Raw genomic sequence first — 20178 nt, 5'->3', positions numbered from 1 at the left:
ATAGAAAAATGGGATCGCGGCGGCCGCGCCGCGCGTCCACGGCAGGTGCCGGCCGCGGCTACTGCGGCGCGCCGACAGGCTTGTTGGTCGCGTTGGCGGACACCGGCTTGTAGTCGACTGCTGCGCCAAACTGCTTGATGGTAGCAAACGGGACTTCGCCTACCACGGTCAGCCAGAAATCGGCAACACGTCGCACCATCACATGCGTGGCCCCTTGCGAGATAAAGCCCTCGCGACGCGTGCGTTTTTCCGACACCGGCTCAATGAAGAGCGACAGTCCTGCGAGCCCGTCACTGAACACGACCTGCTGGACCTCGAAACCGGAAGCGTTCTTGCCGGCCGGCGCAACGTCGCCCAGCGGACGGCGCACCTCGCGGATCTTCTGGAAGCCCTTGACGGGGTTGCCGATCGTCCAGCCTTGCTCGGCCAGATTGGTCGGCTGCGTCACGATCTCGTACTGACTCCAGCCGTTCAGGTTCTTGAACGCAGAAACGATCTTCTGCTTTTCCGACGGCACACCCAGTTCGACTTGCGAGAAGGCAACCTGTTCAAGCACCTTGCCGTCTTCACCGATGGTCTGGGCACGCATAAGCAAACCGCTGTTACGCTCCGCCCAGATACGGTAGGCATAGCGGTAGCCGTCCTTCGGATCGAGCTGGAAGACTTCGCAATCCATGCCCGCGACGCGCTCTGTCGGTAGATGGCGCATGTCGTATTGATCGAGCACATCGCCATTGGTGGTGGCGAGCAGCGCGGGGAAGCTGTCCTTGTGCTCCTGCTTCTCCGTCACAACGAGTTTGACGTCGTAAATCAGGTTCCGGACGACGTCATTCTGGCGCAGCATTTCGCGCTGCTTGCCGTCCAGCGCTTCGACGCGCTCATACTCATTATTGAAGAGATCGGCGTAATGCTGGATGCGGGTGGAGTGCATGCCGGTGCCACGCTGATACGTCAGCGTGCCGACATAGTTCTGCTTGAGCGCCGCGCGATGGATTTTGGCGAGCCAGGAGGCGGCCTCCTTGCGCGGCATGGGATCGGGCTGCGGCTGCGCAGCAGTCGCCAGCGCCGAAACACACAGAAGAAGAAAAACCGACCGCCGAACGGCCTGCAGCTTGCGGGCGCCTGCCCCGGCAACGGGGTGCCACACCTTCGACATGGATGCCCGCATTATTCCTGATTGGAGTCCTGGGTGTTCGCCACCCCGTTGGCCACTGCACGCAGATAAGGAACCACCATACCGTTGGTCGCCGACTGGCGGTGAGCGCTCAAGTATTCGTCCAGACGGGCATCACGGATCATTGGCGTATTGTCGGTTGCCGCCACGGTCAGCGCCTGCGCGCCGCCACCCTGCGTCGCTTTGGCGACCAACGCGGGAGAGCCGTCGGCACCATCGGCAGGACCGCGCAGCTGCGGCACGACAACCCAGCTAACGGCCGCCACCGCCGCCGCCACCGCGGTCGTCGGCATGATCCGGCGGACCCAAGCGGGGCTGACCAGGAAGCGGTGCCTCTCCTGGGCTTTCGCACGCTGTGCCACAGCCGGCACCAGCAGATGCGGCTCGGCGTCGAGCTTGGCCGAGAACCGGCTGACGAAATCTTCTGAGGAACGCGTGTTCAGAAGATCTTCTGACCGGAGCACGTCGCCGATCAGTTGATATTCGCGCCAATGCGCAGCGCCCTCAACATCCTTGGCGAGCTCGACCGCAGACGACACCTCGTGCGCCGCGACTTCGCCGTCCATCAAAGCAGAGATGCGCTGCGCGAACTCCGCTTCTGCTGTTTGCAATTGAGCCTGACCCATTTCCCGACCCCAAAAACTCCAACGTCCAATCAACGATCCGAGAGAAGACTTCCCGAGGTTTCACCGTTTGCAGCCGCATGCGGCCGCCGGCTTGTCATATCGGCTGGCTACCACCGTTTGCCCTCGACTGTTCCCAGCAGGGGGCGCAATTTCTCGGCAATCGCCTCGCGCGCCCGGAAAATGCGGGACCGGACCGTGCCGATCGGGCATTCCATTGCCTCAGCGATTTCCTCATAGCTCAGACCCTCGATCTCCCGGAGTGTGATTGCAGTACGCAATTCTTCGGGCAGCGCTTCCATTGCACGGTTGACCGTTTCGGCCACCTGCTTGGTGTGCAGCATGGAGTCCGGCGTATTGATATCCCTTAGTAGCTCACCGTCGGCAAAAGTTTCAGCCTCTTCGGTGTCGATGTCGCTGGACGATTCAGGGCGCCGACCCTGCGTCGCCAGGTAATTCTTTGCCGTGTTGACGGCGATGCGATACAGCCACGTATAGAACGCGGATTCCCCCCGGAACTGGGGCAACGCACGGTAGGCCTTGATAAAGGCATCCTGTGCCACATCCTCGACTTCGGCCGGGTCACGGATCAGGCGGGAGACGAGCCGAATGATCTTCCGGTGATACTTGACCACCAGCAGTTCAAATGCTCGCTTGTCGCCTTGCTGGACGCGCTCGACGAGGATCTGGTCGGCTTCGCGTTCGCTCACGGATTCTTCACCTGCAGTGTATCGCCTTGAATTTATGTGACTCGGAAACGTTGTATTTTACCTACGACACACCGGACACCTGGGAAACCAGCCGCGGGGGCCCCAGGCGCAATAGACTTCGCATACGACGTAGCGTCCTGGCGGAAAACCACGGCGGCATCAGCACGAAAATCTGTGGACACCACCCGCGGCGCGCGACCCCAAGGACCAAGACGCGCTCACCAAGTGCCCATGACCATAGCAGAGGCGCATTTTGGACCGCTTTTGACGCTTTCAATCGGACCTGCCACACGGCTTGCCCCGGCTCTCCGTCCTCTTTGAGACGAGCGCGCCACATCAGTTCCATTGCGAGCGGTGAACGGTTCACCATCAAGGGAACGCAGGCAGCCATCGTCAACCCGGTGATAGCGCCCCAGGTAAACCAAGGCAATGCGGCGCCCCATGCCTTGATCGCCCACAACACCACCGCGCAGACAAGAACAGCCATGCCGAATCGGCTGATCCCGCATAACCGCCGATACGGCGCTGGAAAGACAAGGAGCTGAATAACCAAGGCAACAAGGAAGCGGCACGCGCCCTCGGGCGAAGTGCCGCTCTGCCTTACGGGCGCTTGAACACCAGCGTACCGTTCGTCCCGCCGAAGCCGAAGTTGTTCTTCACGGCCACGTCGATCTTCATGTCCCGCGCGGTGTTCGCGCAGTAATCCAGATCGCACTCGGGGTCTTGGTTGAAAATGTTGATGGTCGGCGGCGATACCTGATTATGCAGCGCGAGCACCGTAAACACCGACTCCAAACCGCCCGCGCCACCCAGCAAGTGACCGGTCATAGACTTTGTGGAGTTCACGACGATCTTGGCCGCGTGATCGCCAAAAGCCGCCTTGATGGCTTCGGATTCGTTCTTGTCGCCGAGCGGCGTGGACGTGCCGTGCGCATTCAGGTAATGGACCTGATCTGCGTTCATGCCAGCATCGCGCAGTGCGTTCAGCATGCAGCGGCGAGGGCCGTCCATGTTCGGTGCCGTCATGTGGAAAGCGTCACCGCTCATGCCGAAGCCGGCAACTTCTGCATAAATCGTGGCGCCGCGAGCCTTCGCCGACTCGTATTCTTCCAGCACCATCACACCCGCACCTTCGCCAAGGACGAAGCCGTCGCGGTCCTTATCCCAGGGACGGGAGGCCGTAGCCGGATCATCGTTGCGCGTGGACAGCGCACGGGCGGCAGCAAAGCCACCAATGCCCAGCGGCGAAACGGTCGATTCGGCACCGCCGGCCACCATCGCGTCGGCATCGCCCGCCTGGATGAGACGCGCAGCCAGACCAATGCTGTGCAAACCGGTCGTACACGCCGTAACGGCTGCCAGATTCGGCCCCTTCAGGCCAAACATGATGCTCAGATGGCCGGAAATCATGTTGATGATCGAACCCGGCACAAAGAACGGCGAAATACGACGCGGACCGCGGTCGACGTAGGTCTGGTGTGTATCTTCGATCATCGGCAGACCGCCGATACCGGAACCGACTAGCACACCAATGCGCTCCGCATTGGCTTCGGTCACTTCCAGCCCGCTGTCCTTGAGCGCCTGCACGCCGGCAGCAATGCCGTAATGGATGAACGTATCCATGTTGCGGGCTTCCTTCGCCGGGATGTACTCCTCGGCGTTGAAACCCTTCACCTCGCCGGCGAAATGCACGGCCAGGTTCGACGGATCGAATTTGGTGATGGTGGCGATCCCGGACTTGCCGGCGACCAGATTGGCCCACCCCTCGGCGACCGAGTTCCCCACCGGAGAGACCAGCCCCAGGCCGGTTACGACTACGCGACGACGGCTCACTATGCTTTCCTGCAACTCTGTATCAGCGACAAAGGCCACAGAAAACGCGCCACCCGGTCAAACCGGACAACCGCCCTTTCTGTGGCCCGCGATGTCAAGAGATCGATTGACGCTTACGCCTTGACGTGGGCGGTCGCGTAATCGATGGCTTGCTGCACCGTGGTGATCTTCTCGGCTTCTTCGTCCGGGATTTCCATACCGAACTCGTCTTCCAGAGCCATCACCAGCTCAACCGTATCGAGCGAATCCGCGCCCAGATCGTTCACGAACGACGATTCGTTCTTGATGTCTGCTTCGGCTACGCCGAGTTGCTCAGCAACGATCTTCTTAACGCGTGCGTCGATGTTGTCCATTTAACCCTCCAGGGAAGTATTCGACAAAAAGTGCGCGCATTCTAGCAGGTTTGCGCGGTGAAAAACCGCTCCGGAATCCATGCAAAAAATGCGCCCAACATGATGCTAAAAGCCAGTTAAATCAGCGATCGCACAGGATTTTACGCATGCGCAAAGCCCCGCACACCCGCCGCCGGGACGGCTTCCTTATCCCATGTACATGCCGCCGTTGACGTGCAGCGTCGAGCCGGTAATGTAGCCCGCCGCCGGTGACGCCAGGAAGGCAACTGCGCTGGCGATGTCTTCCGGAGCGCCCAGGCGGCCCAGCGGAATCTGCGCCTTCAGCGCGGTATGTTGCTCTTCGGACAGGACCTTCGTCATGTCAGTGTCGATAAAGCCCGGCGCGATACAGTTCACGGTGATGTTACGACTGCCGATCTCACGTGCCAGCGCGCGGGACATGCCCTCCACGCCCGCCTTGGCCGCGGCGTAGTTGGCTTGACCCGGGTTGCCGGCCGAGCCCACCACCGAAGTGATGTTGATGATACGGCCACCGCGTGCCTTCATCATCGGGCGCAGCACGGCGCGCGACAGGCGGAACACGGCGGAGAGGTTCGTATCGATGACGGACACCCACTCGTCGTCCTTCATGCGCATCGCCAGGTTGTCCTGCGTGATGCCGGCATTGTTGACGAGAATGTTCAGGCCGCCGTGCGTCTTGATGGTTTCCTCGATGACGGCCTCGCCGCGCGCGGCGTCATTCACGTTGAGCACCACGCCCCTGCCCTTGACGCCGGCTTCGGCAAAGTAAGCCGTGATGGCTTGCGCTCCGGCTTCAGACGTGGCCGTACCGACCACCGTCGCACCCTGGCGTGCCAGTTCCAACGCGATGGCTCGACCGATGCCGCGTGAGGCGCCGGTAACGAGCGCGACCTGATTGTTCAATGCCTGGGTCATACGAAGTCCGTTGATTATTTGAGTTGGCCCAGCACAGCTTCCAGCGACGCCGGATCAAAGATCGCGTCACCGACGATCTCGCCATCGATACGCTTGACCAGGCCGGCCAGCACCTTGCCCGGGCCGCATTCGACCACGCGGGTGATGCCGTCACCCTTCATCTTCTGCACGGTCTCGACCCAGCGCACCGGCGATGCTGCCTGACGCACCAGCGCATCCTTGATGGCAGCCGGGTCGCTCACCACGGCCACGTCCACGTTGTTGATGACGGGGATCACCGGGGCATTGACCGTCACGTTGGCGAGATACTCGCGAAGGCGATCCGACGCCGGCTTGAGCAGCGACGAGTGGAACGGCGCCGACACCGGCAGCGGCAGCGCGCGCTTGGCACCCTTGGCCTTGGCGATTTCGCAAGCCTTCTCAACGGCCGCCTTGGCACCGGCGATCACCACCTGGGCCGGCGCATTGAAGTTCACGGCTTCGACGACGCCTGCGACCGAAGCTTCTGCGCATGCGGCGCGCACATCATCGTCCGACAGGCCGAGGATCGCAGCCATACCGCCCTCGCCCACCGGTACAGCTTCCTGCATCGCCTTGGCACGGAAACGCACCAGCGGTACAGCGTCTTTGAACGCGATGGCACCCGCGGCGACCAGCGCCGAATACTCGCCGAGGCTATGGCCGGCCACGACGGTGGGCGTCGGGCCACCGGCGGCCTGCCATGCACGATAGACTGCAACGGCAGCCGTCAGCATGACCGGCTGCGTGTTGGTGGTCAGGTTCAGCTCTTCAGCCGGGCCTTCGGCGATCAGCTTGCCGATGTCCTGGCCCAGCGCGTCGGACGCCTCGGCCAGCGTGGCCGCCACGGCCGGATGATCGGCAAACGCATTGAGCATGCCGACCGATTGCGAACCCTGGCCGGGGAAGACGAAAGCGAATGTCATGGCTCGTATTGTTCGTTCTGGAAATTCGTCAATCAGAAGCGCAGCAGCGCGGCGCCCCAGGTGAAGCCGCCGCCCACGCCCTCGAGCATCACATGCTGGCCGCGCTGGATGCGGCCGTCGCGCACAGCAACGTCGAGCGCCAGCGGAATCGAGGCTGCAGACGTGTTGCCATGTTCATCGACGGTCACGATCAGGCGCTCGTTCGAGAGGCCCAGCTTCTTGGTCGTGCCCTGCATGATGCGGATGTTCGCCTGGTGCGGGATCAACCAGTCGACTTGCGAGGCATCGAGTTCCGCTGCTGCCAGTGCTTCACGGGCAACCTTGTCGAGCACCGTGACGGCCAGCTTGAAGACAGCCTGACCATCCATGTAGAGGAAGGCGCTGCCCTGGATTGCGCCCGCGGCCACGTTGCCCGGCACGCACAGGATGTTGGCGTGGCTGCCGTCAGCATGCAGCGCAGTCGACAGGATGCCCGGCTCGTCAGAAGCCTGCAGCACCACGGCGCCAGCGCCATCGCCAAACAGCACACAAGTGGTGCGATCGGTGAAATCGATGATGCGCGAGAAGACTTCGGAGCCAATCACCAGCACGTTGCGATAGGCACCCGAGCGGATAAATTTGTCGGCCGTTGCCAGCGCGTAGACGAAGCCGGAACACACGGCCTGCACGTCGAACGCGGCGCACCCGTTGGTGATGCCGAGCTTCTGCTGCACCAGGCACGCCGTGCTTGGGAACACGAAATCCGGCGTGGACGTCGCCACCAGGATCAGGTCGAGTTCGGAGCGATCGATGCCGGCGGCTTCGATCGCGCGCTCGGCCGCCCTCACGGCGAGGTCGCTGCACGTAACATCCGGCTCGGCGAAATGACGCGCCCGAATGCCGCTGCGCGAGACGATCCATTCGTCGCTCGTCTCAATACCCTTCTCGGCCAACTGGGCCGCCAGTTCGTCATTGGTAACCCGCTTGGGCGGCAAGTAGCTGCCCGTACCGATGATCCTTGCGAAACGTGTCATGTGCGGTGGGGTGAAATCTGACTCGGGGCGACGCGTTCAAGCCGCGTCGGCGGCCGGAGTGGAAGTGGAGACCGGCGCAGCGCCCGCTGCGTCATGGTGCGATTCGAACGCCTGCGCAATGCGGGCGATCACGCCGTTGGCCGCGGCGTCGTAGGCACGCTTGATGGCCCATTCGAACGCGTAGGCGTCGGCCGAGCCGTGGCTCTTGATGACCAGACCACGCAGACCGAGCAGCGCGGCGCCATTGTAGCGCCGATGATCCACGCGCCGTTTGAAACGCGTCAGCACCGGCAGCGCCACGACAGCAAGCAACTTGGTGAACCACGAGCGGCTGAATTCCTGGCGCAGCATCTCACCGATCATCTTGGCCAGTCCTTCGGTGCTTTTGAGCGCCACGTTGCCGACAAAGCCGTCGCAGACAACGATGTCGGTCGTACCCTTGAAGATGTCGTTGCCTTCAACGTTGCCGAAGAAGTTGAGATCGGAGGCGCGCAGCAGCTCACCCGCCTGCTTGACGACCTCGTTGCCCTTGATGACTTCTTCGCCGATGTTGAGCAGACCGACCGTTGGACGCGGCTTCTGCTCGACCACCGACACCATCGCCGAGGCCATCTGCGCGAATTGCAGCAGGTGCTCGGGCTCGCAGTCAGCGTTGGCACCAAGATCCAGCACGGTGGTGCCTGCGCCCTTCTCGTTCGGGATGGCCGTGGCGATCGCCGGGCGGTCAATGCCGTCCAACGTCTTGAGAACGTAACGGGACACGGCCATCAACGCGCCGGTGTTGCCGGCGGAAACGCACGCCTGAGCGGCGCCTTCCTTGAGCTGATTGATGGCCACGCGCATTGAAGAATCTTTCTTCTTGCGCAACGCGACCTCGACCGGATCGTCCATCGACACCACCTCGGAGGCGGGAACGACGTGGACGCGCGGGTTCGCGGTGGCGTGGAGTCGCTTGAGCTGCGCCGCGATGGCATCGGGCTGCCCGACGAGCAGCATTTCGACGTCTTCGTGTGCGGCGAGAAAATGGATCGCTGCAGGGATTGTCACGCCAACGCCGTGATCGCCACCCATGCAGTCGATGGCAAGCTTGATGGTCATGCGAGTCTGAGTTGCGGTTTCACGTGCGGCTCCGGCCGTTGGCGCGCGTATGGTACACAAACCCGTACACGCATTGCCGAATTTCGCTCAACAAAAAAGCGGCAAATTGGCTTGCCGCTTTTTTGCTTGCATCATGAACCTGTGCGTTCAGACCAACCCAACACGCTTGCCAGAAAACTGGCAAATCGCATCAGTCGTTCTTGGTCTTCACGACCTTGCGACCACGATAGTAGCCATTCGGGCTCACGTGGTGACGCAAGTGCACTTCGCCGGTGGTCGGCTCGACAGCGATCGGGGCCGCCGTCAGGAAATCGTGCGAACGATGCATGCCGCGCTTGGACGGCGACTTCTTGTTTTGTTGAACAGCCATGACTGACTCCTAAGCAATTTAATCAATCTTATCACATCACACGGAGCCGGAGCGTAGCCATTCCGGTAGGCGTGTGAAACGTACTTCCATCAGCGCGCGCAATACTCGCGCACGCCTAATGTTTGGTCTTCAGGTTGGCCAGCACCGCGAACGGCGACGGCTTCTTTTCGGCTTCAGCCTCTTCCGGCAACACCTCATCCGGACAGACGGCATGACGCGGCGACACCGGCAACGCCAGCAACAGCTCATCCTCGATCTGCGTGATCAGATCAAAATGTCGCGAGCCGACGATCACGTCAGCCTCGTCGTCGTCCAGCGGAGCGGCGTCTGCCTCGGCTTCCGAACGCATGACTTCCAGGCGCGTGCGCACCGGGAGCGGCTGCTCGTAAGCTTTGAGGCATCGCTGGCATTGCAGCCAGACTGCACCCTCCACTTCAAGATCCACGAAGAGACGCTGACGCGGCAACTGGCCCGCGGTAGCCTCCTCGCGCACCAGACCCTGCAAGTGCCAACTGAACGGCGTGTTGGCGTCAGCGGGGGCATCGGCGGCTTGCTCGGCCAGCAGGCGAGGCATCTCGGTCAGAGAGACCGTACCGCTTGCTGGCTCACCCGCGCGAATGAACGCGAAAAGATCGAATGTACGAAAATCCACGAATCGAACCTGTCGAACGCGTTGCTGTTGGTGCGCAAACCGGATCAACCGCCCGCAGCGCCGCCTGACACCTTGCGCCTGGGCGCCCGGTTTGCGACACTGCGCGGCCAATCCGCGAAACCCGGGATTATAGCGGGCAGAAACCTCTGGCGTCAAAAGGTTTTGCTCAAAATCCACTGCATCTTCAAGCACTTATGACTTCTGCATCGCGTCCGCCGCTCATTCTGGCCTCCAGCTCACCATATCGGAGGGAATTGCTCGAACGCCTGCGCCTGCCGTTTGAGATCGTGGTGCCGAACATTGATGAGACGCCCGCCCCGGACGAGTCACCAGACCAGACCGCTCTGCGCCTGGCTCGGCAGAAGGCAGAGAAGGTCGCAGCAGACTATCCGGGCGCGCTGGTCATCGGCTCCGATCAGGTCGCGACGCTTGATGGCAAGCAGGTCGGCAAACCGGGTGACCACACCCGCGCACTGGCGCAATTGCACTGGATGCGCGGACGCACCGTCACATTCCATTCAGCGTTGTGCCTGTACGACGGCCGGACCGGGCACCACCAGAGCGAGGACATCCGCACGCTGGCGACCTTCCGGGAACTTTCCGATGAGGAGTTGGACGCCTACTTGCATTTAGAACACCCGTACGACGTTGCCGGGAGCGCCAAATCGGAAGGCCTCGGCATCGCCCTGCTCGAGCGCGTCGAGTCGTCGGACCCGACTGCGCTGGTGGGTCTGCCGCTAATCGCGCTGACGACCATGCTGCGCAACGCTCGCTACCCGCTCTTCGCCTGAACTATGCCCGGTACGCTTTACCTCATTCCGAACACGCTTGGCTCACGCGATGCAGCGGACCCGCTGCCTGACGTGATTCCGGCCGGCGTACAGCAGATCACCGCGCGGCTCGACTATATCGTCGCTGAACACGCCAAGACGGCGCGAGCGCTGCTCAAGAAGCTGGCCGAGACGACGCCGCTGGCACGTCCGCTGCAAGAAATCACCATTCGCGAACTGAACGTCAAAACGCCTGAATCGGAACTGGAAGCACTGTTGGCGCCGGTGATTGCGGGCCAGGACGCGGGGCTGATGTCGGAAGCCGGCGTGCCGGCGGTGGCCGATCCGGGCGCGAATCTCGTGCGCCTCGCGCACCGACGCGGCGTGCGCGTCAAGCCGCTGGTGGGGCCGAGTTCGATTCTGCTGGCGGTGATGGCGTCCGGGCTGAACGGCCAGAGCTTTGCATTCAACGGCTATTTGCCGGTCGATGCGGCCGAGCGCAAATCCAAGCTTCGCGCGCTGGAACAGCTTTCACGCTCAGCCGCCCAAACACAGGTGTTCATTGAAACGCCCTACCGCAATGGCGCGTTGCTCGAGGCCATTCAGGCCGGTTGTGCGCCGAGTACGTTGCTGTCGATTGCAGTGGATCTGACGCTGCCCAGCGAGCAGGTTGTCACGCTACCCGTGAGCGACTGGCGCGCCGACCGCATGAACCTGCATAAGCGGCCGGCAATCTTCTCGCTGCTGGCGCGATAGCGCACCTCTTCCCCTTCTACTCCTTCATCAGCAGCTTGAGCTGGCCCGTAGTGGCCAGCGCCTTGACTGCGCCCGCTCCCATCGCCGTGCCGAGCTTGCGCGCCACGCGCGAGGCGAAGTTTTCCTTGACGGTGTAGTCCACCACGTCCGGCGCCTTGATGACGCTGCGAGCGACGAAATCCGAGCTACCGATCGCGTCGGCCAAACCCAGATCGACGGCCTTGGCGCCCGTCCAGAACAGGCCGGTGAATAGCGTGGGATCATCCTTCAGTCGGTTGCCGCGCCCCTGCTTAACCACGTCGATGAACTGCTGGTGCACCTGGTCCAGCATCTCTTGCGCGTATTGCTTCTGTTGCGGAGACACGGGCGAAAACGGATCGAGCATTCCCTTGTTCGAACCGGCGGTGAGCAGGCGGCGCTCCACGCCCACTTTGTCCATCAGACCAGTAAAGCCGAAGCCGTCCATCAGCACGCCGATCGAACCGACGATGCTGGCCTTGTCGACGTAAATCTTGTCAGCAGCGGCAGCCACGTAGTAACCGCCTGACGCACACATTTCTTCTACAACGACGTATAGCGGAATCTTCTTGTACTTGGCGCGAAGACGGCGGATTTCATCGTTGATCATGCCCGCCTGCACCGGCGAGCCGCCCGGCGAATTGATCTTCAGGATCACACCGACGGTGTTGTCATCTGCAAACGCGGCCTGCAAGGATGCGTTGATGTTTTCGGCGCTGGCGTTTGTGTTGGCCGCAATTTCACCCTCGAGCGTGACAATCGCTGTGTGGCGGCCCGTGCTGACGGTTTCGCCCTCCAAGCTGGCGAACGCATAAATAAGCACTCCGATCAGGCCCAGCGCCACGAAGCGGAAAAAGATGCGCCAGCGGCGCGCGGCGCGCTGCTCACGGACCGTTGCCATCAGGACTTTTTCGAGTACCTCACGCTCCCAGCCGCCGGCCGGCGCAGAGGCTGCCGATGCCGATGGGGGCGGGTTACGCAATTCGGCTTCAAGCGGATGATCCGCATGCTGTGCGACTTCCAGCGCTTCTGGTTTGCCTGCACCCTCGTTGGGGGCGTCGTCGGGCCCTTTCGGCGGAATCGAGTCAGTCATAGATAAGGAGAAAACGATCGAGAAGGAAAACTGCGCTACTAGGCAGAAGGTGTTGGTTCGGGCGCGGACACGGGCGCTCGGAATAGCGTATCCGGCTGCCACCAGACTGCGCCGTCGCGCTCGGCAACCTCAAGCTTGGACAAATGCGAACCCCGGCAAGGCCCGCCGACGCACCGGCCAGTATCCGGCTCGTAAATGGCACCATGCGTCGCGCACATCAGATACAGACCAGAGCTTTCGAAAAACTGGCCTTCCTGCCAGTCCATTTCCATCGGCACGTGTGCGCACTGGTTCAGATAACCATGAGCCTCGCCGGCGTAGCGGACGACGAACGCGCTGACGAGCCGACCGCGCACGTCCACCTGAAACCGGACACCTAAGCCGCCATCTTCCAACGCTGCGCTTTCACATACACGAACGGGCTCGACCATCTCAGGCATGTTGCGTCAGCCAATTGTGTAAATCCGGAACCGACTTGGCGCTATACAACGGCGTAAGCGAATCCAGCACATCGGCAGGATGCGCGCCGTATGTGACGGCCACGCCGGCGGCGCCGGCATTGGCGGCCATTTGCAGATCGTGCGTCGTGTCGCCGATCATCACCGTGCGCTCGACCTCCATGCCGAGATCGCGCGTGAGTTCGAGCAGCATGGCGGGGTGCGGCTTAGAGAACGTCTCATCGGCGCAACGGGTGTTGTCGAACACGCCCGTCAGATTTGTCGCCTCCATTGCACGTTGCAGGCCCACGCGGGACTTGCCCGTCGCCACAGCCAGCAGATAGTTCTGGCGGCGCAGTGCTTCCAGCATTTCTCGCACGCCCGGAAACAGGACGAGATGCGCATCACGGCTGAGGTAATGGAAACGATACCGGTCCGCCAGCTTGCCGTAGTCGGCGGGATCAAGCGTCGGGACGGCATATTCGAGCGCATCCCGCAGGCCCAGGCCAATCACGTGGCTCGCCCGTGCATCGTCGGGCACCGGCAGGTCAAGATCCCGGCATGCGAGCTGGATCGACCGGGTGATGGCCGACGTCGAATCCATCAACGTGCCATCCCAATCGAAGACGATCAGATCAAAGCGCTGCTGCGGCATCGGAATCGGGGCCCTGGAAAGCGTTGAGGAAATCGGTACATTCGGCGGGCAACGGCGCATTGAACGTGACGACTTCACCGCTATGCGGATGCGTCAGTTGTAGGCGATGCGCATGCAAGAACATCCGCGCCAGTCGCGGCGAAGCATTCGCGCGGGATAGCACTTTGTTCAGGGCAAAGTCGCCGTACTTGTCGTCGCCCAGGATCGGAAAACCGGCGTGCGCCAGATGCACCCGAATCTGGTGCGTGCGCCCCGTCTTCAGTTCGGCCTCCAGCAACGTGTATGGGCCAAACACGCCGACCTTGTTGAAGATCGTGTGCGACGCCTGCCCATCGGCCTGCACGCGTACGCGGCGCTCGCCCTCCGGTGTAGTGTATTTATACAGTGGCGATTTGATGTGTTGTCGCTTGTGCGGCCAGACGCCCTTCACCGCCGCAAAGTACCGCTTGTCCAACTGGCCTTCGCGGATCTGCTCGTGCAGCGCCACCAGTGCAGAACGTTTTTTGGCAAGCAGCAGCACGCCAGACGTTTCGCGGTCAAGGCGGTGCACCAGTTCCAGGAACTTGGCGTCCGGGCGCGACTGACGCAATTGTTCAATCACCCCGAAGGCCACCCCGGAGCCGCCGTGCACGGCCACCCCGGCGGGCTTGTCGATCACCAAAAGATGCGTATCTTCGTGAAGGATCGTGAATTCTGCCGCCGGCACAGGGCGGGCCGCTTCCACCTGCTGGGCAATCCGCAGCGGCGGAATACGAACCAGATCGCCGAGTTTCAGACGGTATTCCGCGTCGATGCGGCCTTTGTTGACTCGCACCTCGCCGGAGCGCAGGATGCGGTAGATATGGCTTTTAGGCACGCCCTTGGCCACGCGCATCAGAAAATTGTCGATGCGCTGCCCTTCGGCTTCTTCACCGATTTCGACATAGGCGACTGACTTGCCGTCGAGTGCGTCGCCGAGTGTGCCACGTCCGGCCTGTTGAATGCGGCCATCAAATGGATGGCGTAACTCATTCATTTTCAATATAATTTTCTCGCTGGACAGTCGTTTATGTGCCAGCAACAGCCGGTCGGAACGAAACAACAGGTATTGTACACAGCCACCGTTTCGGTCCGGAACGTGCCGATCTCTTGCCCACTTGTGTTACAAAGCTAATTACGTGGCCGACTTCGGCACGAAAGCAGCACGCACCGCTGTCCCATCGCGCAAGACGTGAACCAAAGATCACGTCGGCAACGTCGGCCAGCGTAGAACGAGCAGCTGGTAGAACAGAATTCAAAGGCGGGCGCCACATGGTCATCCATACGGCGCCCGCTTGGTGAAAGAAGCCCTTGCCGCACCAGACTGGTGCCGGCCGGCTGAACATCCGGTTACCGCGTTGCCATGGCGGTCCGGCGGCAAAACTCTAAAAAGCAGCACGCCGCCCGATTTGCCCCGCCGCGGGTTTCGTCCGGACAGGCCGTCCGTCAATTCGCTCTTTGTGGTCGCTTCACGCGACTCGCCGCCGCCGGCCCGCCTGCAGATGCAAGGGGCCCGCGGCACGAGTGACAGGACGCGCAACTGGACGCCAACGGCGTCCGCGGACTCCGCCCTGCCATCCATGATGACGCGTGGAATGCCCTCATTTCTTTCGCCCGTGCCCCGTCGCGCCTTCCTTGTTTTGTTGGCCGGCACCTCGGCAATTCGTTGACCACCCGCTCCGCCTTTGCGTGCTCCATGAAGCGCCGTGCTTGCACGGCATTGGAGTGAGGTTGCAATGAAACGCATGTTGTTCAATGCGACGCAGCAAGAAGAATTGCGCGTCGCCATTGTCGATGGTCAGAAACTCATCGACATCGACATCGAAACCGCCGGGCGCGAACAGCGCAAAGGCAATATCTACAAGGGTGTCATCACCCGCATCGAACCGTCGCTGGAAGCGTGCTTCGTCAATTACGGCGAAGAGCGACACGGTTTTCTCCCCTTCAAGGAAGTCGCCCGCGCCTATTTCAAGGACGGTGTGGACGTGCGCAATGCGCGCATCCAGGATGCGCTGCGCGAAGGCCAGGAGCTGATCGTCCAGGTCGAGAAGGAAGAGCGCGGCAACAAGGGCGCTGCCCTGACCACCTTCATCTCGTTGGCTGGCCGCTACCTGGTTTTGATGCCGAACAACCCGCGGGGCGGCGGCGTGTCGCGCCGCATCGAGGGCGAAGACCGCCAGGAACTGCGCGAAACCATGGCGCAGCTGGAAGTGCCGGACGGCATGAGCATCATCGCCCGCACCGCCGGCATCGGCCGCTCGGCTGAAGAGCTGCAGTGGGACTTGAACTACCTGATGCAGCTGTGGAAAGCCGTTGACGGCGCTGCTGTCGACAACAAGGCCCCGCTGCTGATTTATCTCGAATCCAGCCTGGTGATCCGGGCGATTCGCGATTACTTCCAGCCGGATATCGGCGAAATCCTGATCGATACGGACGATATCTACGATCAGGCCCGCGCTTTCATGAGCGTGGTGATGCCCGACAACATGAATCGGGTGAAGAAGTACCGCGACGACGTTCCCCTGTTCTCGCGCTTCCAGATCGAACACCAGATTGAATCGGCGTACTCGCGCATGGTCATGCTGCCCTCGGGCGGCGCAATTGTGATCGACCACACCGAGGCGCTCGTCGCCATTGACGTGAACTCGGCGCGCGCCACCAAGGGCGCCGATATCGAGGAAACCGCCGCGCGCACCAACCTCGAGGCTGCCGACGAAATCGCCCGCCAGCTCCGCCTGCGTGACCTCGGCGGCCTGATCGTGATCGACTTCATCGACATGGAGTCGAGCAAGGCGCAGAAGGATGTCGAAACCCGCCTGAAAGACGCGCTGCGTCACGACCGCGCCCGGGTGCAAATGGGCAAGATCAGCCGCTTCGGCCTAATGGAGCTGTCGCGCCAGCGCCTGCGTCCGTCGCTGTCGGAAGGCTCGCACGTCACTTGCCCGCGCTGTAACGGCACGGGCCACATTCGCGATACCGAATCGTCCGCCCTGCAGGTGCTGCGCATCATCCAGGAAGAGGCGATGAAGGAAAACACCGCCGCGATCCACTGCCAGGTGCCGGTGGAAGTAGCCGCGTTCCTGCTCAACGAGAAGCGCCCGGACATCAACCTGATCGAGACGCGCTTCAAGGTCAACGTGTTGCTGATCCCGAACAAGCATCTGGAGACGCCGCACTACAAGCTGGAGCGCCTGCGCCACGACGATCCGCGCCTGGACGAAGACAAGGCCAGCTACAAGATGGCCGAAGAGGCTGCCAAGGAACTGGAAGCCGACACGGCTTACAGCACGCGCAAGGAAGCTGCCAAGCCGCGTCAGGAAGCCGCCGTCAAGGGCATCACCCCGGACCAACCGGCACCCGTGTCGGTACCGCGTGCCGAGCGTCCGGCCCGTGCGGAAATTGCTCCGGCACCGCAAGCGCCGACTCCGGCTCCGGTCCCTGCCCAGCGTGGTTTTGTCTCGTGGCTGAAGGCGCTGTTTGGCGCCAAACCGGCCGAGCCGGTAGTGACTGCACCGGTGGAAACGCCGAAGCAACGTGCTGAAGAAGGCAACCGCCAAGGCCGCGGCAATCGCCAGGACCGTGGTGGGCGTGGCCAGCGTGGCGAGCGCCAAGGTCAAGGTCAGAACGGCCGCGATGGCAGCCGCCAGGGCCGTGAGCGCAACGAAGCCCGTGAAGGACAGCAACAAGTCCAGCGCGAAGGTCAACGTGACGGTCAGCGCGGCAACCGCGATCGCAACCGCCAGCCGGCCCAGGTCGAAGGCGCTGTCCGCGAGACGGCTGAAGCGCGCCAGCCGCAGCAAGGTCAGGAGGTTCGCTCCGAGGGTCAGAACCAGGGTCAAGGCCGCCGGGAGCGCAACCAGGAACGTCGCGAGCGCCAACCGCGTGAGGGCCGAGAAGCCCGCGAGGGCCGGGAGCCGCGTGAGCCACGTGAAAACCGCGAGCCGCGCGAAAACCGTGGCGAGCGCGACCAACAAGCCAAGGAAGCCGCAGCCGTGGCCGCCGAAGCCCTGATCGACCAGACCGCCGCATCGCAAGTGCCGCAACCGCTGCTCGACACCGCTGCTCCGGTAGAAGGCATCGAGGGCGAAGGCGTGACGCCGGGCGCGGAGGGCAACGGTGAAGGTGAAGAGCGCCGGCGCCGTGGGCGCCGTGGCCGCAACCGCTATCGCCGTGACCGCGAGGGCGCGGAAGGCGTCCGTGCGGAAGGTGAAGGTGAAGGCGAAAACGAAGGCACCGAAAGCGCAGACGAAGCCGTCGCCGTCATGCATGCCGAGCCGGTGCTGCCCGCAACCTTGACGGAACCTGTGCTGACCGCTTCGTTCGCACCGGTCGAAAACCCGGCTCCGGTGGTGCACGAGCCGGTGCATGCCGCGGAAGCCGTGGCACCTGTGTCGGCACTGCCGCAAGTGCAGCCGACAGAGCCCGCGCTCGCGACGGCTGTTGCAGCGCCCGCACCCGCAGCGGCGGCGCCGCAAGAGGCCATCGTGACGGCGTTTGCCGAAGTGCCGGCACCGGTCAGCACGATCGCCCAGGCTTCGCCGCTGCCGATCGAGACGCTGCAAAGCGTGCTCGACAACGCTGGCATGACGTGGGTCCACACCGATAGCCAGAAGCTGCGTGCGTCGCAGGAAGAAGCTGCGCGCACCGTTGCCGCGCCGCGTGTGCCCCGTGAACGCAAGCCGCTGCCGCCGATCCAGCAAGGCCCGATGATCCTGGTCGAAACCAACCGCCCAGCGGCTGGCATGGACCAGCAGTAAGCAGCACACCGGCGGGCAACCGCCGGAGCAAGTGCCTGGGGGCGGCTTCGGCCGCCCTTTTTCCTGTGCGCGATCTATCGAGTATGAAACCCCACCGCTCGCGCGGAACAGGGGCTGCGCTACACTCGAACCTGTATCGAGTGCAACTCTCCCGCTTCGTGGATTGACGCACCGCACCACACCATGACCGAAACCGTCATCCCCCTCTACGATCTGCGTGATGGCCAGCACCATCGCGCCACGGTGCCCGCCGTGCCCCATGTGCTCGTCCCGGCAGAGGGTAGGCTGACGGACACGCGCGGCCGCCGGCTGCACGATCTGCGCATCTCGGTGACAGACCGCTGCAACTTCCGCTGCGTCTACTGCATGCCGAAGGACGTGTTCGACAAGGATTACCGCTTTCTGCGGCATTCCGAGCTGCTGTCGTTCGAAGAGATCGAGCGGATGGCGCGGCTGTTTATCGAGCACGGCGTCGAAAAGATCCGCCTGACCGGCGGCGAGCCGCTGCTGCGCAAAGACATCGAACGCCTGGTGGAAAAGCTCGCGCGTCTGACCACCGCCGAAGGCAAGCCGCTAGACCTCACGCTCACGACCAACGGCGCCCTGCTCGCTCGCAAGGCGCAATCGCTGAAAGATGCGGGCCTCAGCCGCGTGACCGTCAGCCTCGACGGCATCGACGATGCGACTTTCCGCCGCATGAACGATGTCGATTTTGCGGTGAGCGAAGTGCTGCACGGCATTGAAGTCGCGCAGAACGCCGGACTGGCGCCGATCAAGGTCAACATGGTCGTCAAGAAAGGCGATAACGATGACCAGATCGTGCCCATGGCGCGTCACTTCCGCGGCAGCGGCATCATCGTGCGTTTTATCGAATACATGGACGTGGGCACGACCAACCATTGGGACATGCGTTCCGTCGTGCCGTCGGCCGAGGTGATCAAGCGTCTTTCGTCGGAGTTTGCGCTGGAGCCGGTGTCGGCCAATTACGGTGGCGAAACGGCCGAGCGCTGGCGCTACGTCGACGGCGCTGGCGAGGTCGGCGTGATCTCGAGCGTGACCCAGGCGTTCTGCCACGATTGCACGCGTGCGCGGTTGTCGACCGAAGGCAAGCTGTATCTCTGCCTGTTCGCCACCGAAGGCTTCGACCTGCGCGCGTTATTGCGCGGCGGCGCGACCGATCTGGAACTCTCCAACGCGATCCGCACGGTCTGGCAAGGCCGCGCCGATCGCTACTCCGAATTGCGTGCCAGCGGCGAGGCCCAGCCAGCCGGCCGGCGCATCGAAATGTCCTACATCGGCGGCTGAATCCGCCAGCGTTCAACCACATGATTCCGACATCCGACATTACCGGCCTGATCCTGGCCGGCGGCCGGGGCAGCCGCATGGGTGGCGTCGACAAAGGCCTGCAGACGTTTCGCGGCGCGCCGATGGCGATGCACACGCTGATGCGCCTGTCACCCCAGGTGGGCCCCATGCTGATCAACGCGAATCGCAACTTGGCCGCGTACGAGTCGTTTGGCGTGCCGGTGGTGGCGGATTCGGTGCCGGATTTTGCCGGCCCTTTGGCGGGCATCCTGGCCGGGCTGGAGCAATGTGAGACGCGCTACCTGCTGACTGCGCCTTGCGATTCGCCGTTCGTGCCGACCGACCTGGCAGTCAAGCTCTCGCACGCAATGGATGAGGCCCGCGCGCGCATCGCCATGCCGGTGACGATGGAGCCGGACGAACAAGGTCACCCGCGCCGGCAAGTGCAGCCGGTATTCTGTTTGATCGATGCGCTGCTGGCCGACGACCTGATCGTCTATCTGCAAGGCGGTGGCCGCAAGATCGAAAGCTGGACCGCGCGCCACCCGACGGTGGACGTGTTGTTTGACGACAGTTCCGCCTTCGCCAACATCAACACGCTGGAAGAACTGCACCAGCTGGCCGAGCGCCGCTAGAACGCCAACGCCACCGATCCCTCATCGA

Annotated in this window: 20 protein-coding genes; 5 read left to right on the top strand and 15 right to left on the bottom strand. The window is 62.6% G+C overall.

Annotated features, from left to right (window positions below):
- Positions 1 to 58: 58 nt before the first annotated feature.
- The 11 genes from RP6297_RS04615 to RP6297_RS04565 form a co-directional block, all read right to left on the bottom strand.
- A complete protein-coding gene (locus RP6297_RS04615) occupies positions 59 to 1156 on the bottom strand; it encodes a MucB/RseB C-terminal domain-containing protein (protein WP_009238529.1) in 1098 nt (365 codons plus the stop codon).
- A gap of 11 nt (positions 1157 to 1167) precedes the next feature.
- Positions 1168 to 1800 carry a sigma-E factor negative regulatory protein gene (locus tag RP6297_RS04610; RefSeq protein WP_009238530.1) on the bottom strand — a complete coding sequence of 211 codons (633 nt, stop codon included), beginning with the start codon at positions 1798 to 1800 and terminating at the stop codon, positions 1168 to 1170.
- Between the two features lie 107 nt (positions 1801 to 1907).
- The gene (gene rpoE / locus RP6297_RS04605) at positions 1908 to 2507 is read right to left on the bottom strand and encodes an RNA polymerase sigma factor RpoE (protein ID WP_004635646.1); all 600 of its coding nucleotides are present in this window, start codon (positions 2505 to 2507) and stop codon (positions 1908 to 1910) included.
- Positions 2508 to 3107: 600 nt separating this feature from the next.
- Complete coding sequence (gene fabF / locus RP6297_RS04600; protein WP_009238531.1) at positions 3108 to 4340, bottom strand: beta-ketoacyl-ACP synthase II; 1233 nt, start codon at positions 4338 to 4340, stop codon at positions 3108 to 3110.
- A gap of 113 nt (positions 4341 to 4453) precedes the next feature.
- Positions 4454 to 4693 carry an acyl carrier protein gene (gene acpP / locus RP6297_RS04595; RefSeq protein ID WP_004635650.1) on the bottom strand — a complete coding sequence of 80 codons (240 nt, stop codon included), beginning with the start codon at positions 4691 to 4693 and terminating at the stop codon, positions 4454 to 4456.
- 186 nt (positions 4694 to 4879) lie between these two features.
- Positions 4880 to 5629 carry a 3-oxoacyl-ACP reductase FabG gene (fabG, locus tag RP6297_RS04590; RefSeq protein ID WP_009238532.1) on the bottom strand — a complete coding sequence of 250 codons (750 nt, stop codon included), beginning with the start codon at positions 5627 to 5629 and terminating at the stop codon, positions 4880 to 4882.
- 14 nt (positions 5630 to 5643) lie between these two features.
- Positions 5644 to 6573, bottom strand: a complete 930-nt coding sequence (gene fabD / locus RP6297_RS04585) for an ACP S-malonyltransferase (RefSeq protein WP_009238533.1) — start codon at positions 6571 to 6573, stop codon at positions 5644 to 5646.
- Between the two features lie 32 nt (positions 6574 to 6605).
- Positions 6606 to 7586: a beta-ketoacyl-ACP synthase III gene (locus tag RP6297_RS04580; RefSeq protein WP_009238534.1), complete on the bottom strand. Its 981-nt coding sequence runs from the start codon at positions 7584 to 7586 to the stop codon at positions 6606 to 6608.
- 36 nt (positions 7587 to 7622) lie between these two features.
- Positions 7623 to 8684 (bottom strand): phosphate acyltransferase PlsX, encoded by a 1062-nt coding sequence (gene plsX / locus RP6297_RS04575; RefSeq protein WP_009238535.1) that lies wholly within the window; start codon positions 8682 to 8684, stop codon positions 7623 to 7625.
- A 190-nt stretch (positions 8685 to 8874) separates the two neighbouring features.
- Positions 8875 to 9054, bottom strand: a complete 180-nt coding sequence (rpmF, locus tag RP6297_RS04570; RefSeq protein WP_009238536.1) for a 50S ribosomal protein L32 — start codon at positions 9052 to 9054, stop codon at positions 8875 to 8877.
- A 115-nt stretch (positions 9055 to 9169) separates the two neighbouring features.
- Positions 9170 to 9706, bottom strand: coding sequence for a YceD family protein (locus tag RP6297_RS04565; RefSeq protein WP_009238537.1), 537 nt, complete (start codon positions 9704 to 9706; stop codon positions 9170 to 9172).
- A gap of 194 nt (positions 9707 to 9900) precedes the next feature.
- Here RP6297_RS04565 and RP6297_RS04560 point away from each other — a divergent pair, with 194 nt between their 5' ends.
- Both RP6297_RS04560 and RP6297_RS04555 read left to right on the top strand, forming a co-directional pair.
- A complete protein-coding gene (locus RP6297_RS04560; protein WP_009238538.1) occupies positions 9901 to 10497 on the top strand; it encodes a Maf-like protein in 597 nt (198 codons plus the stop codon).
- Between the two features lie 3 nt (positions 10498 to 10500).
- Positions 10501 to 11232, top strand: a complete 732-nt coding sequence (locus RP6297_RS04555; RefSeq protein ID WP_009238539.1) for an SAM-dependent methyltransferase — start codon at positions 10501 to 10503, stop codon at positions 11230 to 11232.
- Positions 11233 to 11248: 16 nt separating this feature from the next.
- Here the strand turns inward: RP6297_RS04555 and RP6297_RS04550 are convergent, their stop codons facing one another.
- From RP6297_RS04550 to RP6297_RS04535, 4 genes are read right to left on the bottom strand one after another with little or no spacing between them, the layout of a single operon-like run.
- Positions 11249 to 12343 (bottom strand): S49 family peptidase, encoded by a 1095-nt coding sequence (locus RP6297_RS04550; protein WP_009238540.1) that lies wholly within the window; start codon positions 12341 to 12343, stop codon positions 11249 to 11251.
- A 38-nt stretch (positions 12344 to 12381) separates the two neighbouring features.
- Entirely contained in the window at positions 12382 to 12783 is a 402-nt protein-coding gene (locus RP6297_RS04545) for a Rieske (2Fe-2S) protein (RefSeq protein WP_009238541.1), read from the bottom strand.
- Entirely contained in the window at positions 12776 to 13435 is a 660-nt protein-coding gene (locus tag RP6297_RS04540; protein WP_004635673.1) for an HAD-IA family hydrolase, read from the bottom strand. Before RP6297_RS04540 ends, RP6297_RS04545 begins: the two co-directional genes overlap by 8 nt.
- A complete protein-coding gene (locus RP6297_RS04535; RefSeq protein ID WP_009238542.1) occupies positions 13416 to 14450 on the bottom strand; it encodes an RluA family pseudouridine synthase in 1035 nt (344 codons plus the stop codon). The genes RP6297_RS04540 and RP6297_RS04535 overlap by 20 nt, the downstream gene beginning before the upstream one ends.
- 739 nt (positions 14451 to 15189) lie before the next feature.
- Between RP6297_RS04535 and RP6297_RS04530 the strand changes: the two genes are divergently transcribed.
- From RP6297_RS04530 to mobA, 3 genes are all read left to right on the top strand, one after another.
- Positions 15190 to 18210: an Rne/Rng family ribonuclease gene (locus RP6297_RS04530; protein ID WP_009238543.1), complete on the top strand. Its 3021-nt coding sequence runs from the start codon at positions 15190 to 15192 to the stop codon at positions 18208 to 18210.
- Positions 18211 to 18393: 183 nt separating this feature from the next.
- A complete protein-coding gene (gene moaA, locus RP6297_RS04525; protein WP_009238544.1) occupies positions 18394 to 19515 on the top strand; it encodes a GTP 3',8-cyclase MoaA in 1122 nt (373 codons plus the stop codon).
- Between the two features lie 20 nt (positions 19516 to 19535).
- Positions 19536 to 20150, top strand: coding sequence for a molybdenum cofactor guanylyltransferase MobA (mobA, locus tag RP6297_RS04520; protein ID WP_009238545.1), 615 nt, complete (start codon positions 19536 to 19538; stop codon positions 20148 to 20150).
- Positions 20151 to 20178 lie beyond the last annotated feature (28 nt).

Origin of the sequence: Ralstonia pickettii (assembly GCF_016466415.2) — a bacterium.
Taxonomy (GTDB): Bacteria; Pseudomonadota; Gammaproteobacteria; order Burkholderiales; family Burkholderiaceae; genus Ralstonia; species Ralstonia pickettii.
The sequence above is the reverse complement of the archived record's forward strand: the minus strand, read 5'-3'. Positions and strand labels throughout refer to the sequence as shown.

What these genes read in the sequence shown, in the direction of transcription:
- RP6297_RS04555 (WP_009238539.1), top strand. Translation starts at nt 10,501, where the DNA reads ATGCCCGGTACGCTTTACCTCATTCCGAACACGCTTGGCTCACGCGAT.
- RP6297_RS04610 (WP_009238530.1), bottom strand. Translation starts at nt 1,800, where the DNA reads ATGGGTCAGGCTCAATTGCAAACAGCAGAAGCGGAGTTCGCGCAGCGC.
- rpmF (WP_009238536.1), bottom strand. Translation starts at nt 9,054, where the DNA reads ATGGCTGTTCAACAAAACAAGAAGTCGCCGTCCAAGCGCGGCATGCAT.
- RP6297_RS04580 (WP_009238534.1), bottom strand. Translation starts at nt 7,586, where the DNA reads ATGACACGTTTCGCAAGGATCATCGGTACGGGCAGCTACTTGCCGCCC.
- mobA (WP_009238545.1), top strand. Translation starts at nt 19,536, where the DNA reads ATGATTCCGACATCCGACATTACCGGCCTGATCCTGGCCGGCGGCCGG.
- RP6297_RS04530 (WP_009238543.1), top strand. Translation starts at nt 15,190, where the DNA reads ATGAAACGCATGTTGTTCAATGCGACGCAGCAAGAAGAATTGCGCGTC.
- RP6297_RS04550 (WP_009238540.1), bottom strand. Translation starts at nt 12,343, where the DNA reads ATGACTGACTCGATTCCGCCGAAAGGGCCCGACGACGCCCCCAACGAG.
- fabG (WP_009238532.1), bottom strand. Translation starts at nt 5,629, where the DNA reads ATGACCCAGGCATTGAACAATCAGGTCGCGCTCGTTACCGGCGCCTCA.
- RP6297_RS04545 (WP_009238541.1), bottom strand. Translation starts at nt 12,783, where the DNA reads ATGCCTGAGATGGTCGAGCCCGTTCGTGTATGTGAAAGCGCAGCGTTG.
- RP6297_RS04535 (WP_009238542.1), bottom strand. Translation starts at nt 14,450, where the DNA reads ATGAATGAGTTACGCCATCCATTTGATGGCCGCATTCAACAGGCCGGA.
- RP6297_RS04540 (WP_004635673.1), bottom strand. Translation starts at nt 13,435, where the DNA reads ATGCCGCAGCAGCGCTTTGATCTGATCGTCTTCGATTGGGATGGCACG.
- moaA (WP_009238544.1), top strand. Translation starts at nt 18,394, where the DNA reads ATGACCGAAACCGTCATCCCCCTCTACGATCTGCGTGATGGCCAGCAC.
- fabD (WP_009238533.1), bottom strand. Translation starts at nt 6,573, where the DNA reads ATGACATTCGCTTTCGTCTTCCCCGGCCAGGGTTCGCAATCGGTCGGC.
- RP6297_RS04560 (WP_009238538.1), top strand. Translation starts at nt 9,901, where the DNA reads ATGACTTCTGCATCGCGTCCGCCGCTCATTCTGGCCTCCAGCTCACCA.
- acpP (WP_004635650.1), bottom strand. Translation starts at nt 4,693, where the DNA reads ATGGACAACATCGACGCACGCGTTAAGAAGATCGTTGCTGAGCAACTC.
- plsX (WP_009238535.1), bottom strand. Translation starts at nt 8,684, where the DNA reads ATGACCATCAAGCTTGCCATCGACTGCATGGGTGGCGATCACGGCGTT.
- RP6297_RS04615 (WP_009238529.1), bottom strand. Translation starts at nt 1,156, where the DNA reads ATGTCGAAGGTGTGGCACCCCGTTGCCGGGGCAGGCGCCCGCAAGCTG.